This is a genomic window from Methylobacterium sp. Leaf469, from assembly GCF_001424745.1.
Taxonomy (GTDB): Bacteria; Pseudomonadota; Alphaproteobacteria; order Rhizobiales; family Beijerinckiaceae; genus Methylobacterium.
Genome location: NZ_LMRE01000008.1, coordinates 49,250 through 66,102, shown reverse-complemented (window position 1 = coordinate 66,102; position 16,853 = coordinate 49,250). Strand labels below are relative to the sequence as shown.

Sequence of the window (16,853 nt, the reverse complement as noted above, 5' to 3'; positions counted from 1 at the left end):
ACGCGGTGCTCGACAACTACGGCAGCCACAAGCACCCGAAGGTCCGCGCCTGGCTCGCCCGCCATCCGCGATGGACTTTCCACTTCACCCCGACATCGGCCTCATGGCTCAACGCCGTCGAGGGCTTCTTCTCCGCTCTCACACGCCGCCGGTTGCGACGCGGGACCTTCACCGGACTCGTCGACCTGCAGGCGGCCATCAAACGCTACATCGTCGAGCACAACCAAAGGCCCAGACCCTTCGTCTGGACCAAACCCGCCGCTGCCATCTTCGACGCTCTCAACCGAACCCCTGAACCATCCGTCTGAGTCAGTGCACTAGCGGAAGGTCCGCGCCTGGCTCGCCCGCCATCCGCGATGGACTTTCCACTTCACCCCGACATCGGCCTCATGGCTCAACGCCGTCGAGGGCTTCTTCTCCGCCCTCACRCGCCGCCGGTTGCGACGCGGGACCTTCACCGGACTCGTCGACCTGCAGGCGGCCATCAAACGCTACATCGTCGAACACAACCAAAGGTCCAGACCCTTCGTCTGGACCAAACCCGCCGCTGCCATCTTCGACGCTCTCAACCGAACCCCTGAACCATCCGTCTGAGTCAGTGCACTAGNACACAACCAAAGGTCCAGACCCTTCGTCTGGACCAAACCCGCCGCTGCCATCTTCGACGCTCTCAACCGAACCCCTGAACCATCCGTCTGAGTCAGTGCACTAGAGCCCATGCTGTCGGTCAGTGAACCAGATGCCGGTCGCCGTGATCCACTCCCCAGCGCCGATCGCGGGAGCGTGGCCGATCACCGGCACGAGGTCGCGCTTGCCGCGCGCTTGGACTTTCAAGACGCAGAAGCCGGTCTCAGCATTGTGCAACGTGACGCGCTCGATCGTGCCGGTGAGCGTTTCGACAGGTGTGCTCCGGTCGAAGGATTTCGGCACCGTGCTGCTACTCACATTCTGCGCTCGACCGATACGCCAAGATACCATGGCCGCAGCAGAACTCCGACCTAATTAACCGGTGCAATAATCAAATCTAAAAGCTTGATCGCACTAACATTCAGCAACTTTATTTTCTGCAACGCATTTTTTCCCCTATCAAGAGAACGTAGATTTTTCGCGTTGTTAGATAAAAATCTTGCTCTGATGCCACTAGCTCAAAGCGAATCTAATACTGAAAAAATGTTAACCACTGAATTTTTTGTTTTTGCGAGCTTCGAATCGGAGTAATACAAGTTTTTATAAACACAATTTTCCTCCGGCGTTTATTTTATTTAGATTTAAATCAATAGATCGAGTCTATCCGACCTTTTTAATCCTTACAAAAACTTTTGATACACCATAGCACTTGAACGAGCTCAAAGATTGAAATAAGTCCTTGGATCTCCCATTAATGGTAGATTTATAATGATTTTTGGCCATGCCAATTTCAATATTGTTATGAATTACACCACTCAAATAAAGCAGTCATACAACAACCAGTTGTTACACAATAACAGATGCTTAATAATTACTGATGTATATATTTACTAATTAAGTATTCTAATTATACTACTACTTGAAATGCGAAACATGGCATAAGGATAGATAAATGGCAAAGTCGATGATTTTTCTGTTTGATGGAACAGCAAACAGCGCCACCTCTAGAGCGTTTACTAACGTTTATGCCTTGAATCAACTGATTGCTGAGCATAGGGAAATCAATACAAACGGTGGAATATCCTATCAAACACAAGTGACTTTTTACCTTCCTGGAATTGGAACAAATTTTACTGTCAAAGAGCCCGAGCGAGGCGGTATTATCCGCTCAGTTGGACAGATTGTATTTGGCGATGGCCTTGAGCAATTAATTCTTCGAGCATATATTAACTTATGCGCAAATTTTAGGCGCGGCGATGAAATCATACTTATTGGTTTTTCTCGAGGATCAGCTGCCGCTCGTATCTTTTCTCGGCTAGTTTCGGATTTTGGTATTCTAAGATCTAAGACATTAATGTTTATGGATCGACTATGGAACGACTTCCTTACAATATCCGCAGTGAAAGGCGACATCGAATATTTTAATATGATTTCGGCTTTGCATAGTCGACTAGCCTCAGAAAATAAAGGTGAACGTGTATTTCATCAATCAGATGAAGTCTCAATTAAATTCCTAGGAGTTTTTGATACAGTCATAGGTGCATATGATGGCAAGCTACCATCAAATTTAGATTTTCGCGATTCAACACCTGCGTCAAAAGTTGAAAACGCAGTCCATCTAATGAGCATGCATGACGTGAGAGAACTATTTGAATTAAAGAGATTTCGTCCCGTCTTAAATTCTAAAACAAATCTACGGGAAATTTGGGTTCCAGGCGTTCACTCAGATGTAGGCGGCGGCTATGTTGAAGATTTTATCAGCAATATCAGCTTGCTGACTATGGCTGCTTTAATGAAGCAATATGCGGGTGTCGCGCTCGATCTAAAACCACATAATGAGATCATTGACAATATCCGCTCTAAGAATTCCAATAATCTTATAGTAGTCAACCGAGAGCCTTTCCCTGGGCCCGCATTATCTCGCAAGGATGATATCAATATTGGAGATGAGCTTCATCCTCTTCACTTCTACATGAAAAATAAGAATGTATTTTGGAAGCATGACAAAAATACCGAAACATACAGAGATGACTACTTCAAATTGAAATCAAACACTAAAATAGACTTAGTCGATCTTATAAGCGATTGGTTGAATGTGAATAAAGACTCTTTTTTTTAACAATAGATCGAAGTTGACGGCAATTAGGGTGGCGTAAGCATTGCCGAAAAATACACCTATTATCACTGGCTCAAACACCTGTCGTAACAGGTGATTGAGCCATGGTCGGGTGTGAATCGAAGTAAATACATATGGCATCCTTCTCGGTCCAGCGTGTTGTTCTAAAAACATTAACATGTTACGCGGTTGGTGGAGGAGCAGCCGAGTGCCGCGTGTGATTATGTTAGCTTCGAATTCAAGCGAGCGTCACCCCCGCATCACCACGGAACAGTCTCGCCCGCGTAGTCGAGGAAGACGTATCCAGACCGACCGAGGTGTCCTTCTAAAACTGTGACAATGCCGCGAGCGCTGGTCTCGACATCGAGAGTAGCCCGTCGACCACCGAGATCTGTGCGAACCCATCCGGGGTGCATCAGCACGACACCCCAATGTGCTTTCGCGTGCTGGCCTACGAAGGAGCGGGCAAGAGTGTTAAGTGCCGCCTTGCTCGCCCGGTAGCTTCCCCAACCGCCGCCGCGGTTCAGCGACACCGAGCCGAGCTTCGACGTCATCAAGACGATGAGGCCACCGGGTGCGACACGTTTTTGGAAAGCTTCGGCGAAACGTATCGGGCTAATGGCATTCGTCTCGAACATCATCCCTGCAACTGAACGCGGCAGGGCGGCGATCGGCGTGCCGGCTTGCGTGGCGACCCCAACTACGACGAAGACGATATCAAAATCCGGCGCATCCGCCAGGGCTACTCGAAGAGCGGTCACAGCCTCGTCGTCATTGATATCCACCCCCGCCTGGATCCTCAGATGTCCCCTGGCGGCCAGATCCGTCAGCCCAGCGGAGGGGCGGCGCACAGTGGCGGTGACGTCCCAGTTGCGTTCGAGAAATCTGGCTACAAGACCGAGACCGAGGCCGCGAGAAGCGCCGACCACCAGCACCCTTTGTGTGCTCATACCATCAGGCCTCCTCGAAATGCGCTGAACGCATGCTCAGTCGAATTTGTGCTAAGCGCTATGCACTTGGGTTAGCGTTCGGCACGTAGGCTCTTGATGAAGCGCCGGGCGATGTCCCGCACCGCCTCGTCGTCCTTCGCCTCGCCGTGAGCCTTGCCCCGAGATGATCAAGGCTGCCGTCGAGGTCGTCCAACAAGTTGGAGTGGCGCTGCGCAACGAAGCGGATCGTGCCGAAAAGTAGATGCTTAACCCGAACGTTTGGGCGTCCCAGCACTCCGTCTCTTGCCGACCGACCCATCGCGCAATCTTTCCAAAGCCGGTTTGGCGATACGGCAATCGCGGCCAACGGTAGGAAGCTCCCTGCCGGACTCGGATGCGTGGGGTGACATGATGCTGCGCCAACCAGTCCGAATCATCTGAAGAATGCCCCACCAAAGGGTATGTTCTGAACCACGATCTTCGTCTGCGATCCGTCCTCTGCGACGAAATCGCACCATGTCGGTCTGTGCTCGGCCGTGCCGAATCGTTATGATCGGATTTGTGAAACCGGATCAGGCCGATACCGCGACCCTCCCATTTGACTTCGCATTTAGATCCGACGGCTCCGGCATGGCCGCAGATTGACGTAGTTGCGCTCGTTCAACGTATCGTCGGCATGGCGTCTGGTGAGCGGCTGACGATCATCGGCGTTGATCGCGATGGCGTCGGCGAAATCCTTGCGGATGGACTTGAGCGCAAACGTGGTGCGCTTCTCGTCACGTCCCGTGGATTCACCTCGACGCTGGGGATCCTCGAACGACTTCTCGATGATCTCGCCGATCTCGCCCTTGCCCACTGGCCTCACTGGGACGAATCGGATGCATCCCGCACGGCAGAGGAAGCGGGACCTCCGAATGCAGCCCTCTCATCTTCAAGTTCCGATCCCTGGTGGGCGGCGGCAGCCAAGCGCGCTAGCCTCGGCCTATCGCCACGCTTCCATCGGATGGCACGGGAACTCGAGTTCAATTACCTCCTTCGCGCAGTCGGATCTCTCGGCGTTATTCTCGTTTGGGAGGTGGATCCAGCGTCAGGCAAACGAGCGGATCCGGTAATAGATGCGCTTGACTGGTGCGCCCGACATGGCGCAGCGGTCGTGACGACATTGACCGTGCTTCCGCCGGCGGTCGCGCCCTACGACCGCATTCTCTACGGGGCCCTCGAACTGGCATGTCCCCAAGCCACGGTAAGGGAGCGGTTCATTGCCCCAACGCCTGGTGCGCATCACGCCAGCGTGATTGAGCAGCGCGTGGCTGCTGCATTGGCGCAGGATGACGGCCTTCGCGGTCTCTTCGTCTGCAATGCGCCGGTGGCAGTCGGCGACTGGGGTGCACGGGTGCGGGTCGATCTACTATGCTCGGCCCACATGGTCGTCGTGGAACTGGACGGGCCCGAACATCGGGCCGAGCCGAAGTTTAGCGCCGACCGTCACCGCGACTACCAGCTGTTGACGTCCGGCTACCTCATCCTGCGCTTAACCAACGAACAGGTCGCGGCTGACCTTTCTCTATCAATCGAAAAAATTCGCGCCGTCGTCGACCTGCGGCGGCGCAGGCATGAGGGATGACCCATGAGCGAAACCCCAACGTCAAAGCAGGCGTTGATACTCTGGTGCCTCCTGGGCCGCTCCGGAAGCGCCCTCCAGAGCGTTATCGTGCCAAAGATCGAGAGAGCCGACCGTGAGGCACTCATCACGGCACATCTACTCGAAGCTCACAAGCAGGGCCGTTCACTTCGGCTCACCGTCACCGATAAGGGCTGGAATTGGGCCGGTGCCCATCTTCGCGACCCGCTGCCGCCGAGCCTCCGCGTGCTGCAGGACTGGCTGGAGCTCCTTCACGCGCATCTCGAAGCGAACGCCGCGACGCTCGCCGAGTTCATCGGTCCGATGCGCGCCGAACCCAAATCCGTCCCGGCCTCGAAAGCAAAGGTCCCGGCAAAATCAAGATCGAAAGATCCACCGAACTCCAAGGCGGCACGCAAGCCGAAATCCGCTTCGGGCCCGGCGCCCGCGCGGATCCGTGAGCGGATCGAAGCGGCATACCTGGCCCTAACGGGCGGCGAGCGGGCCACGGCCGTGCGCTTGAGTGCCCTGCGCGCGCATCTCGCCGACGTCGAACGCGAGACGCTAGACGCGGGTCTCGCCGCGATCCTACGCGGTGATCCCAACGCGCGACTGAGCCAGTTCAGCGATCCCAAATCCCTGGATGCTGTCGAGCGAGAGGCCGCCTACGCACCGGCCGGCGAGCCCTTCCATATTCTCTGGATTCAATCGTGAGAAACGCCCTTCGTATGAGCGACGCCGCCCGCACGCACGACGCCCTCGACGCCTTGCGGCGTGTCGATTTCGATTGGGTGCGCACCCTCGATAGCATCTGGATCGACGCCGAGCCGACCGGCGGCCCCAACGAGCGGCTCGTTCCCGAGATCGTCGCCGACCTACATCGGAAGGCCCGGCAGCCGGCCGACCGCGCTCCAGGCCAAGTCCTCGTTGGCCAGTCCGGCGTCGGCAAGACCCACCTCGTCGGGCAGCTTCGGCGCGAGGCCTGGGCCACCGGCGCCTGGTTCGTGCCCCTAGACGTGCTCGGACTTACGGATTTCTGGCGCAGTGCAGCCCTGAGCTTCGTCACCGCGCTTCTCCAAACTATGCCGAACGGCCGCCGGCAATCGGATGCCGTGCTGGCCGGGGTCGCGCGCCGCTTCCACGTCGAGGAACAGGTCGAGGCCGCGTTTAATACGCCGAGCATCGACACGCGGCGCATCGTCGACGTGCTCGTGCGGGCTCTAATGAGCGTCGATCCAGGACGCGCGCTCAAACACCTCGACGTGTTCCGCGCCCTCTGCCTCCTGCGCTCGCAGGATTTCAGCGCCGTCGGCCTCGCCCACGCCTGGCTCCAGGGCTACGAGGCCGATCCGGCGGAGCGCACCGCCCTGGGCTTCAAGACGCCGCCGCCGGCCCCCGTCGAGGTCGTGCGCGGCATGTGCTGGATCATGGCGCTGAGCGGCCCGACCCTCGTTGCCGTCGACCAGATCGACGGCATCATCGACACGAGCCGCCTCGCGGGCGGCGACGGCCTCGAACCGGAGACGAGCCTCACGGAAGTGCTCTCGGCAGGGCTGCTCGAGCTCAGCATCGTCTGCGACCGCAGCATGACAGTGGTGACCTGCCTCCAGGAATCCTGGGAGCGCATCAAGACGCGCGGGCTCCAGCCGATGCGGGAGCGCTTCGGCGAACCCCGGGGCCTCGTCGGCATGAACGAGCGGTCCGCCGCCGCGGCGCTCGTCGCCGGGCGGCTAGCGCCGGCCTACGCGGAGGCCGGCTTCGCACCGCCCGCCAGAACCTGGCCGTTCAGCGATGAGGCGATTGCGGATGCGGCGGCATTCGGCATGATGCCCCGCACCTTGCTGATGCGGTGCGATGCCTTTCGGCGCCACTGCCTCGCGACGGAGACGGTCGGACCCTGCACCTCACTCCTCGACCCGTCGGGGCAGCCGCCCGTCGCGATCCCGGACTCGGAGTTTGACCTCGCCGCGGCCCGCCGGGCGGCCGACATCACGGGCATCCAAAGCGTCGAGGATGGGTGGCTAGGCCGACTCCTGTGCGACGCCTTCGACATCTACGCCCTGGAGGACGATCCCGACGACACCCTCGACGTGGCGAGCAAGGGCGAGCCCGATCAGAAGATCCCGCCCCTGCACGGCCGCCTGACCTTCATTCACCGCGACGAGAACGACCGCGAGCGTCACGTTTGCTACCGAGCGCTCCAGCACCAGAACGCCATCGCCTTCCAGGCCCGGCTCCGTGCGGCGCTCACGGCTTCGGGCATCTCGGCGCGCATCCCCGACCGCGCCCTGCTCCTCGTTCGGCGCGGGCCCATGCCGGGCGGTGCAAAGACGAAGGCGCTCTTCGACGCCTTCTCGGCGGCGGGCGGCCAGTTGATCGATCCCACGGACGACGACCTGCGAACGTTCGTGGCCCTGCGCGACCTGCGGGCGCGGGCGCAAGCCGAAGGCATGTCTGATCGTTTCGAGCGCTGGCTCCGGGCGGAGCAGCCGCTTCTGTCAACCGCCTTCTTTGAGGATGCGGGTCTTGCCCATGCGCCGCGCGCTAGCGAGACAAACCCGGTGGATCAGCCGCCTGTGGTTCCAGAGGAGCCAGCACCCTCACCAAATCAGCCATCCGCGCCGCCCATTGAGAGGCGTTCCTCCAACACGCCGAGCGTTTCCCGGGGCGAGCTGATGACGCCGCCGGAGGAAATTTTGGTCGGCCACCGCCTCACGCCCGAGGCGCCTTCCGTCACCCTGCCGACTCGCCTGCTAATGCGCCACACCGCGATCATAGCGGGCTCTGGGTCGGGAAAAACGGTGCTGCTGCGCCGACTCGTGGAGGAGGCGACGCTGGCGGGCATTCCAGCTATCGTGATTGACCCTAACAACGACCTCGCGCGCCTCGGTGATGCCTGGCCTGAGCGGCCGGAAAGCTTCTCACTGGACGACACCGTCAAGGCTGCTCGCTTTCGCACTCAGGTCGAAGTGGTCGTGTGGACGCCGGGCGTGCATGCCGGCAATCCTCTGTTCCTTTCGGTGCTGCCTGACTTCGCCGAGGTCGGGGCTGACCGCGACGAGCGCCAGCAAGCTATCGAGATGGCGGCAGAAACCCTTGGACCGTTGGCTGGTGCGCGAAATGCGCTCCAGCGCGGCGTCCTTGCCGACGCACTTCGGCACTTCGCGGAGGGTGGAGGCGGCGACCTCACCGCCTTCATGGATTTGCTCGCAGATCTGCCGGACGGGATAAGTCAGATCGGCAGCGCTCCTAAGCACGCCCAGGCTATGGCGGACCAGCTCCATGCCGCCATCGCGACGAACCCCCTCCTTCGTGTAGACGGAACGGTCCTCGACCCGCACCAGCTATTCTACGGGCGCGATCCGGAACGCACGCGCATCTCGGTGATCAACCTGTCCGGCCTTGCCTCAGAAGCGGCTCGCGAAGACTTTGTGAACCGCCTCCAGATGACGCTCTTCAGTTGGATAAAGAAAAATCCGTCGCCGCGCGGCAGGCTCTACGTGATGGACGAGGCTCAGAGTTTCCTACCAGCGCAACGGGCTTCGCCCAGCCTTGGAAGCGGCATCAAGCTCGTAGCGCAGGGCCGCAAATACGGCCTCGGGATGATCGTCGCGACCCAGGTTCCGAAGGGTATTCACAACCAAGTGGTCTCGAACTGCACGACGCAGTTCTTTGGGCGTCAAAGCGCACCGGCTACCATAGCGGCGGCCCAGGAGATTCTTGCCGCGAACGGAGGCAGCGGTAGTGATATCGGCAGGCTCAAGTCGGGCGAGTTCTATTTCGCCAGCGAGGGATCAGGAAAGCCGTCAAAGCTGCGAACCCAGCTTTGCCTAAGCTATCATCCTGCGAATCCGCCCACGCCAGAGCAGGTGATTGAAAAGGCTCGGCTTTCCGTGGCTCAGGCCGCAGTCTAATCGGCGTAGCGGAACGGCCACGGCGCGAGTTGGTCCAAACGCGAGAGCGAACGAAGTCGCGCATGGTCAGCTAGTGCACTGACTCAGACAGATGGTTCAGGGGCTCGGTTGAGGGCGTCGAAGATAGCGGCGGCGGGTTTGGTCCAGACGAAGGGTTTTGGCTTTCGGTTGTGCTCGGCGATGTAGCGTTTGATCGCGACCTGCAGGTCGACGAGGCCGGTGAAGGTCCCGCGTCGCAGCCGACGGCGCGTGAGGGCTGAGAAGAAGCCTTCGACGGCGTTGAGCCATGAGGCTGAAGTCGGGGTGAAGTGGAAGGTCCAGCGTGGATGGCGGACGAGCCAAGCGCGGACCTTTGGGTGCTTATGCACGGCGTAGTTATCTAGGATCACGTGGACGAGCTTGCCCGCCGGCACGGCCGCCTCGACCGCGTTGAGGAAGCGGATGAACTCGCCGTGGCGATGGCGCTGCATGCAGCGTCCAAGCACGGTTCCCTCCAGGACGTTCAAGGCGGCAAACAGGGTCGTTGTGCCGTGGCGGGTATAGTCGTGGGTCTGGGCGGCGGGATGTCCGGGGCCGAGCGGCCGGTCGGGACGGGTGCGCTCCAAGGCCTGGATTTGGGACTTCTCATCGATGGAGAGCACGACCGCATGGGCGGGCGGGTCCATGTAGAGACCGACCCCGTCCTCTACTTTCTCGACGAAAGCCGGATCGCGCGAGCGTTTGAAGGTCCGCACCCGATGCGGTTGCAGGCGGTGCGCCTCCCAGATCCGCTGGACGGAGCGCAGCGAGATCCCAATCCGCTCGGCGACGGCGCGACCGGTCCAGTGGGTCACCTTCGCCCGGCGGCTCCGAGCAGGTCAGCGCCAGCACCGCGGCCACCGCTCGAAGGGGAAGGGGCGGAATGCCGGGCGGTCGCGTCTTGTCCCGCAGCAGGCCGTCGACGCCTTCCTCACCGTAGCGCTGCTGCCAGCGCCAGACGGCGGGTCGACTGACGCCCGCGTGCCGCGCCACGTCCTGCACGCTCAGGCGCTCGGCCGAGAGCAGGATGATGCGGGCTCGCAAGATGTGCTTGAGCGGACGCGAGCGGTCGCCCGCAATTCCCGTCAACTGCGCCTTGGCCGCGTCATCGAGAAGAATGCAAACGGTCTGAGCCATCGCCCAAACTCGCACGCATCACGCCCCCCGTGAATCATCCGCTCGCGTCAGTGCACTAGCGCCGAAGATGTGAACGTTGAAGCGCTAAGTTATTGATGGATCTAGAGGCACTTAGCATGTCGGAGAGCAGGGTCCTCCACCTTCGGAGGGCAACGCTCTATCCAGCTGAGCTACGGGTGCTGACTGCGGCGAAGATCTAGCCCATGGCGCCGTCGGGTGCAACGGGTGTGTGAGCAGGGAAAGGCCGGCCCGGTCCGCGGCCCCGGTGGGAGATCGACAGCGCCTCGCCGAATGCGCAAGCCCTGGCGGTCCAACGCCAGCCGCCATTGCGACGAACCCGCTCCTGCCGGTCGACGGTACCGCCTTCGGCCAAAGCCAATTGTTTTCCGGCCCCGACCCTGCACGCACGCGCGTTTCGTCGAGCAACCTGTCGGCGCCTCGCTTGGGCGGCGTCGGGCGAGGATTTCGTCGACCGCCTCCAGATCGCGCTGTTCGACTGGATCGAGTCGAATGCCCCGCTGCACGGCCGCCTCTACGTCATGGCCGAGGCACGGAGCCACCTCCCGGATCAGCACGACTGCGAAGCCCAAAAAGCTCCGCCAAGCCCAGAAAGCTCCTCCGAGCCTCGACAGCGGGGGCGAGTTCGTGGCGCAGGGCTGCCGGGACGGCCTCGGGGCGACCGTCGAGACCTGAGTTTCCGAAGGAAACCACGCCCAGGTCGTCTTGAACCGCACGAGGCAACACTTCCAGCACACGGTTGCGCCTGGCACCATCGCGGCCGCCCGGGAAATTCCGGGTGCGAGCGGGGGGAACGGCGGCCAATTCGGCAAGCTCAGGGCCGGCGAGTTCCACTACGCCAGCGGGGGTGCGGGAAGCGCGACAAGGCGGAGCACGCCACTGTGCTGGAATCGTCATCCCGCGAATCCTCCGACGCCCGAACAGGTCGCCGCGACGGCGCGGCGGGCCCGGTTGGCCCCTGAACCGTGAAGGATCGCAGGCACGGGTGTGGGCGAGGGGCGATCGCGCCGTGCGGTCGCCGCGCCTCGCCTCACTCTCGACATGCTGACCTTCGACATCCTAGACCCGCCGGGCAAGGGCGCCCCCAGTTCGCCCGGCAGTGTCGCAAGGGTTCTTCGTGAAGCGCGGTCGCCTCAAGATCGGCCATCCGGCCCCGACCCAGGATGCGCGTGCGACTCCGCGCTCCCAGAACGGGATCGAACCGCCCCTCGACCTGCTCGGGCCCGATGCACCGCGGATCGACCGACGCGAGGTCAATCTGCGCTGGCTCTGCGCCAGCACCCTCACGGGCCTGACCGGAGCGGGTCTCATCGGTGCGGCGATCCACGTCTCCTTTCAGAGCGACATCTCCTTCGCGGCGATCCCCGAGCGGGCGGCCGTGGTCGTCCGTCCGGCTCCGAGCGATGACGACATCGCCTTGGCCCGCAAGGGCGACCGCCTCGTGCGCAACCTGATGATCGCCTCGGCCAAGCAGAGTTTTCGGGCGCCCGTCACCGTGCGGCTCGCCGACCGGGAGATCATCAAGGTCCGCCCCTTCGTCCGGGTCACCACGGCCCTATCCATGACGACGGGCGTGTTCGCGGCCGAGATGCCCCGCTTCGATCCGATGAAGTTCACCTCCGACGAACCGGCGGAGCGTGCCGCCGATCCCGGCCTCGCCGAGGGGCCGGGCGGCGAGGTGTCGGTGGTCAAGCAGGACTTGGTCGGCCTCGCCGTCGATCCCGGCGCACCTGCCCTCACGGACGACGATGTCGTCGCGCAGGTCGAAGAGGAGCGTCGCCTCACCACCGAGGCCGGCCGGCGCAGTGCCGTGCCGGTGGCGCCGCAGATCATGCTTTCGCGCACCCTGCAGCAGGGTGGGGTCACGCCTGATTTCGATGGGCCGGCCGCACCCGTCGGGAAAAGTCCGTTCCAGTCCATCGACGTGCTCGTGGTGCCCGAGAACGTGACGAAGCTCGCCAAGGTCGGACTGCGGGCCGGCGACGTGTCACTCGTCGACGAGCGCGACCTCGCGCTCAAGCGTGGCGAGACCCTGGACATGGTCCTGCGTGCGACGGGGCAGGCCAGCGAGGAGCAGATCCGCGGCATCGTCTCGGCCCTGGGCGGGCGCGGACGCATCGCCGAACTCACCGAGGGGCAGCAGTTCCGCCTGCAGATCGCGCCCGGCCCGAAGCCCGGCGATCCAAGGCAGGTGACGCGGCTCATCCTTTACGGAGAGGGTGGCATCGAGGGCATCGCGGCCATCAACGATCGCGGCGCCTTCGTCTCGGTCGCCCCGCCCACGGACGGGGCGCCGGCCGCGAAGGCCTCCGGCAAGACCGAGACGGCGGCGGAGGACGAGGAGGAGGACGGCGGCTCGGGGCCGAGGCTCTACCAGAGCCTCTACGAGACGGCGGCCCGGCACGACCTGCCGCGCACCACCGTCGAGGATCTCGTGCGGATCTTCGGCTACGATGTCGATTTCCAGCGCCGAATCTCGCCGGGCGACGCCCTCGACGTGTTCTACACTTTCGACGAGGAGACGGGACAGACCGCGTCGGAGCGACCGGACCTTCTCTACGCGTCGCTCAACCTCGGTGGCGAACCGCGCAAGGTCTACCGGTTCCAGTCACCCGACGACGGCACCATCGACTACCTCGACGAACAGGGACGGTCGCTCAAGAAGTTCCTCATCCGCAAACCCATCGCCGACGGCATCATGCGGTCGGGCTTCGGCTACCGGCGCCACCCAGTGCTCGGCTACGCCAAGCTCCACACCGGCGTAGATTGGTCCAACCCCATCGGCACACCCATCGTCGCGGCGGGCAACGGGACCGTGATCAAGGCCGATTGGGATTCGGGCTATGGACGGCGGGTCGAGGTCCAGCACATCAACGGCTACGTCACTACCTACAACCACATGTCTCGCTTCGCCCGCGGGGTCACGGCCGGCGCGAAGGTGCGGCAGGGACAGGTGATCGGCTATGTCGGGTCCACCGGCCTGTCGACGGGCGCCCACCTCCATTACGAGGTGATCATCAACGGTCACTTCGTCGACCCCATGAAGATCCGCGTTCCCCGTGGACGCGAGCTCGACGGCCGAATGCTGGCGGAGTTCACCCGTCAACGGGAGCAGATCGAGGGCGTGATGCAGAAATCGCGCTCCGCGACCGCGATGGCGCAGCGCGACTCCGTCCGTTGAGCGGTTTCACGGTGCCCGTGCGACGTCGCGAGACGTACCCTCGAGGCTGTCATGGACCAGTGAAGATGGGAATCCAGACGAAGGAGGCGTGACCGCTTCTCACGCCGCTCACCCGTCCGACGTTTCCGAGGAGGAATGGGCCGCTGGTCGCTCCCGACCCGACGCTGCTGCGCGAGGATGCGGGGCAGCGTGAGTGCAGTCTCGCGAGGTGTTCGACGGACCGCGCTACGTCGTGAGGACGAGCGGCTGTTGCGGTGGATGCCCAACGACTTCCCGCCCTGGGAAGCCGTCTATCAGCAGGCCCGGCGCTGGCGCGCGGCTGGGTGCTTCGAGCGACTCATCGACGATCTGCGGTTGCTTCGAATAGCCCACCATTCGGCCCCGTTCTGATGCCGTCAGAGGATCGCCGAGAGCGTGCGTTGCAGGTTCTGCGGCGGTGTCTTCGCCTTTCGCCGGCACTGGCCTTCCCCCTGAAAAGTGGCTCTTCGCCGGGTTTGGTGGATTGGGGTACGACGGAGGCTGCTCCTGGCTGAGCATGGGATGGATTCTCAGATCTGGGTATGACCCTTTTCTGTCATCTCCCCGGCTGCCGTATCCTCCAAGTCTCGCGTGATGGGGCCTCGTCTTTTCGCGTTGGCGCCGAAGCGAAGCGTGATCAGGCTCGCTGTCCCACCTGTCGAACGATCAGCAGATCGGTCCATAGTCGCTATCACCGGCGTCTTTCCGATCTGCCGACGAGCGGTCAGGCGGTGCGTCTGACCCTGACGATCCGCCGGTTCTACTGCCACCATCCTGCTTGCGCGCGTGGGACCTTCGCCGAACGCCTGCCTCGTCTCCTCGACCGTTACGCCCAGAGGACCCGCCGGCTGGCCGAGGCCCAGGTTCGGACCGCGTTGGCGCTCGGTGCCACACCCGCCGCCCGGCTGCTGCCGCACCTGGCGATGCCCACCAGTGCCACGACGCTGCTGCGCGGCATCCGCAAATGGCCGCTGCCGACCCGATCCAAACCGATCATCGTCGGGGTCGACGACTGGGCCCTGCGCAAGGGCCGAACCTATGGCACCATCCTGGTCGACCTCGAACGCCGCCGTCCCATCGACCTGCTGCCGGATCGTTCGGCCTCGACGCTGGCGGCCTGGCTCCGGCGCGACCCACAGATCCAGGTCGTGGCACGGGACCGCTCGACCGAATATGCGCGTGGGACCGCCATGGGTGCGCCCGGTGCCGTTCAGGTCGCGGATCGGTGGCATCTCCTGCTCAATACCCGACAGATGGTCGAGCGCTGGCTCGCCCGCGTCCATCCGCGTCTGAAGCTATTGCCGGCCGTGCCCCCGGCATCGCCATCGATTCGGCGCGTCACGCCCTACCCGCGCGCACCGTCCGAGATGCTCGCGCGGGCCGCGGCGCGCGGTCGATGGGAAGCGGCCTATGACGACGTGCGTCGCCGCCATGCGGAAGGACACTCGCTTCGGCGCATCAATCGCGAGACGGGCTTGGCCCGCGCCACGGTGCGCAAGTACGCCTTCGCCGCGAGCTTTCCCCGGAACGGCATGCGCGAGCCGAAGCCGAGCATGCTCGATCCTTATCTCGGGCATCTGCATGGCCGCCTCGATGAGGGCTGCGAGAACGCTGCGCAGCTTTGGCGCGAACTTCAGGGTATCGGCTTTGCCGGCACCTCGAAGCAGGTGCATCGCTGGTTGTCCGAGCGGCGCGCAGGCCCGGCTGGAACGACTATCCGGTCGTCGCCAGCACCGACCGACACCCGTGTTGTGACCTCCACCGCATCACCCCTGGCCTCATCCAAGCAGCTATCCTGGCATCTCCTGCGGGAGCCCGAAGACCTCGGCCCTGAGGCGGCCGCGGTCGTCTCGCGCGTCCTGCAGGATACCGAGGCGGCCAAGGTGGTCGATCTCGGCCGCCGGTTCTGCCGAATCGTCCGGAGCCGCTGTGGCCAGCAGCCGTCAGAAAAATCAGATGTCACGGCGTTCGATCAATGGCTGGGCGAAGCGCAAACCTGCGGTGTCCGGATCGTCGAAAGCTTCGCTGCTAGCCTCGGTCAGGATAGAGATGCTGTTCGGTCCGCGCTGACACTGCCTTGGAGCAGTGGACAAGCCGAAGGCCAGATCACGCGTCTCAAGCTCTTGAAGCGCGCCATGTACGGTCGCGCCAATCTCGACCTCCTACGACGACGGTTCCTCCTCGCAGCCTGATCCACTAAACTTGGCGAAGAGCCGAAAAGTGGTCCTCCCTGAGATATGGCTTTGAGCCATGTTTGGAGTTGACCCCGTTTGTGGTCCACGGCCTATGCAAGTTCTGGGGCTATGACAGCTTGGTTGGCGAAGGCTCGGGGCGTCAAGCCGCCCAGGGCCGTGCGGGGTCGATCTTCGTTGTAGTGGCACCTCCAGTCCTCGATGCGCTCGCGGGCATCAGCCAGCGACAGGAACCACGAGGCGTTCAGGCATTCCGCCCGCAGACGGCCGTTGAACGACTCGATGTAGGCGTTGTCGGTCGGCTTGCCCGGTCTGGAGAAGTCGGTCTCGACCCCGTTCAGGTAGGCCCACTGGTCGAGCATGCGCCCAGCGAACTCCGTTCCATTATCCACCCGCAGGCTTTTGGGTCGACCTCGCAGCCGGACCAAGGCGTTCAGGGCCTCGGTCACTTGGTAGGCGCGGAAGTTGGCTCTCGGGGTGAGCGAGAGCGCCTCTCGCGTGTGGCAATCGACGACGGTCAGTATCGGAAACGGACGCCCGTCGAAGAGGCGGTCGGACATGAAGTCCATCGCCCAGACCTCATTGGGTCCACCGATCGCCGGTCGCCGCTGACGGTAGCGCCAGGCTCGCTTGCGCTTGGGCAGCTTGGACCGGATCGACAGCCCCTCATCCCGGTAGATCCGGTAGGTGCGCTTATGGTTCACCTCCCAACCCTCCCGTCGCAACAGGATGTGCAGCCGTCCATAGCCATAGCGCACCCGCGCGGCAGCCAACTCCTTAAGCCGCATACGCAGCGCGACCTGTGGGTCCGACCGCTTCCTATAGCGCTGGGACGAACGGCCGAAGCCGGTGGCCAGACAGGCCCGACGCTCGCTGATGCCGTAAGCCACCTGCAGGTGACCGGCGACCTCGCGGCGAGCGGCGGGCCTCACCACTTTCGCTTGAGCACGTCCTGCTGGAGTTGACCCCGTTTGTGGTCCACGACCTACGCAAGTTCTCGGCCTGTTGGAGTTGACCCCGTTTCGAATGCGGTTCAATATTATGAGCAACCACTAACCTTGTATGCTCGGGAGTGTCAGACG

The 16,853-nt window shown here is 62.3% G+C and carries 9 protein-coding genes and 5 pseudogenes; 9 read left to right on the top strand and 5 right to left on the bottom strand.

The annotated features are described in order from the left end of the window. Positions 1–308: transposase (locus ASG60_RS07000; RefSeq protein WP_200947656.1), on the top strand; the 308-nt coding region annotated here is incomplete at its 5' end. Positions 309–324: 16 nt separating this feature from the next. Then, a pseudogene (locus ASG60_RS06995) lies at positions 325–594 on the top strand (IS630 family transposase); the annotation flags it as partial. Between the two features lie 117 nt (positions 595–711). On the opposite strand, the pseudogene ASG60_RS06990 reads toward ASG60_RS06995, so the two are convergent. Next, positions 712–978: pseudogene (locus ASG60_RS06990) on the bottom strand (hypothetical protein); the annotation flags it as partial. 601 nt (positions 979–1,579) lie between these two features. On the opposite strand from ASG60_RS06990, the gene ASG60_RS21870 reads away from it, so the two are divergent. After that, positions 1,580–2,746 carry a DUF2235 domain-containing protein gene (locus ASG60_RS21870; protein WP_082531657.1) on the top strand — a complete coding sequence of 389 codons (1,167 nt, stop codon included), beginning with the start codon at positions 1,580–1,582 and terminating at the stop codon, positions 2,744–2,746. Positions 2,747–3,003: 257 nt separating this feature from the next. Here the strand turns inward: ASG60_RS21870 and ASG60_RS21865 are convergent, their stop codons facing one another. Beyond that, positions 3,004–3,693 (bottom strand): SDR family NAD(P)-dependent oxidoreductase, encoded by a 690-nt coding sequence (locus tag ASG60_RS21865; RefSeq protein WP_082531654.1) that lies wholly within the window; start codon positions 3,691–3,693, stop codon positions 3,004–3,006. 589 nt (positions 3,694–4,282) lie between these two features. Then, positions 4,283–4,528, bottom strand: coding sequence for a hypothetical protein (locus tag ASG60_RS23380; protein WP_244476596.1), 246 nt, complete (start codon positions 4,526–4,528; stop codon positions 4,283–4,285). 297 nt (positions 4,529–4,825) lie between these two features. Between ASG60_RS23380 and ASG60_RS23375 the strand changes: the two genes are divergently transcribed. From ASG60_RS23375 to ASG60_RS06975, 3 genes are read left to right on the top strand one after another with little or no spacing between them, the layout of a single operon-like run. Next, positions 4,826–5,296, top strand: coding sequence for a DUF559 domain-containing protein (locus ASG60_RS23375; protein WP_244476595.1), 471 nt, complete (start codon positions 4,826–4,828; stop codon positions 5,294–5,296). 3 nt (positions 5,297–5,299) lie between these two features. Next, a complete protein-coding gene (locus tag ASG60_RS06980) occupies positions 5,300–6,007 on the top strand; it encodes a hypothetical protein (RefSeq protein WP_056384693.1) in 708 nt (235 codons plus the stop codon). A 14-nt stretch (positions 6,008–6,021) separates the two neighbouring features. Beyond that, positions 6,022–9,207 carry a DUF87 domain-containing protein gene (locus ASG60_RS06975; protein ID WP_056384692.1) on the top strand — a complete coding sequence of 1,062 codons (3,186 nt, stop codon included), beginning with the start codon at positions 6,022–6,024 and terminating at the stop codon, positions 9,205–9,207. An 83-nt stretch (positions 9,208–9,290) separates the two neighbouring features. Here ASG60_RS06975 and ASG60_RS06970 read toward each other — a convergent pair. Next, positions 9,291–10,362 (bottom strand): annotated as a pseudogene (locus tag ASG60_RS06970) (IS630 family transposase). Positions 10,363–11,518: 1,156 nt separating this feature from the next. Here ASG60_RS06970 and ASG60_RS06965 point away from each other — a divergent pair. The 3 genes and pseudogenes from ASG60_RS06965 to ASG60_RS06960 all read left to right on the top strand — a co-directional run bounded on the left by ASG60_RS06965 (position 11,519) and on the right by ASG60_RS06960 (position 15,771). Next, on the top strand, positions 11,519–13,561 hold the full coding sequence (locus ASG60_RS06965) for a M23 family metallopeptidase (protein ID WP_244476597.1): 2,043 nt from the start codon (positions 11,519–11,521) through the stop codon (positions 13,559–13,561). An 88-nt stretch (positions 13,562–13,649) separates the two neighbouring features. Beyond that, a pseudogene (locus ASG60_RS23370) lies at positions 13,650–13,930 on the top strand (transposase); the annotation flags it as partial. 191 nt (positions 13,931–14,121) lie between these two features. Beyond that, positions 14,122–15,771: an ISL3 family transposase gene (locus ASG60_RS06960; protein ID WP_056384690.1), complete on the top strand. Its 1,650-nt coding sequence runs from the start codon at positions 14,122–14,124 to the stop codon at positions 15,769–15,771. A 92-nt stretch (positions 15,772–15,863) separates the two neighbouring features. Here the strand turns inward: ASG60_RS06960 and ASG60_RS06955 are convergent. Continuing rightward, positions 15,864–16,709 (bottom strand): annotated as a pseudogene (locus ASG60_RS06955) (IS3 family transposase); the annotation flags it as partial. Positions 16,710–16,853: the final 144 nt, after the last annotated feature.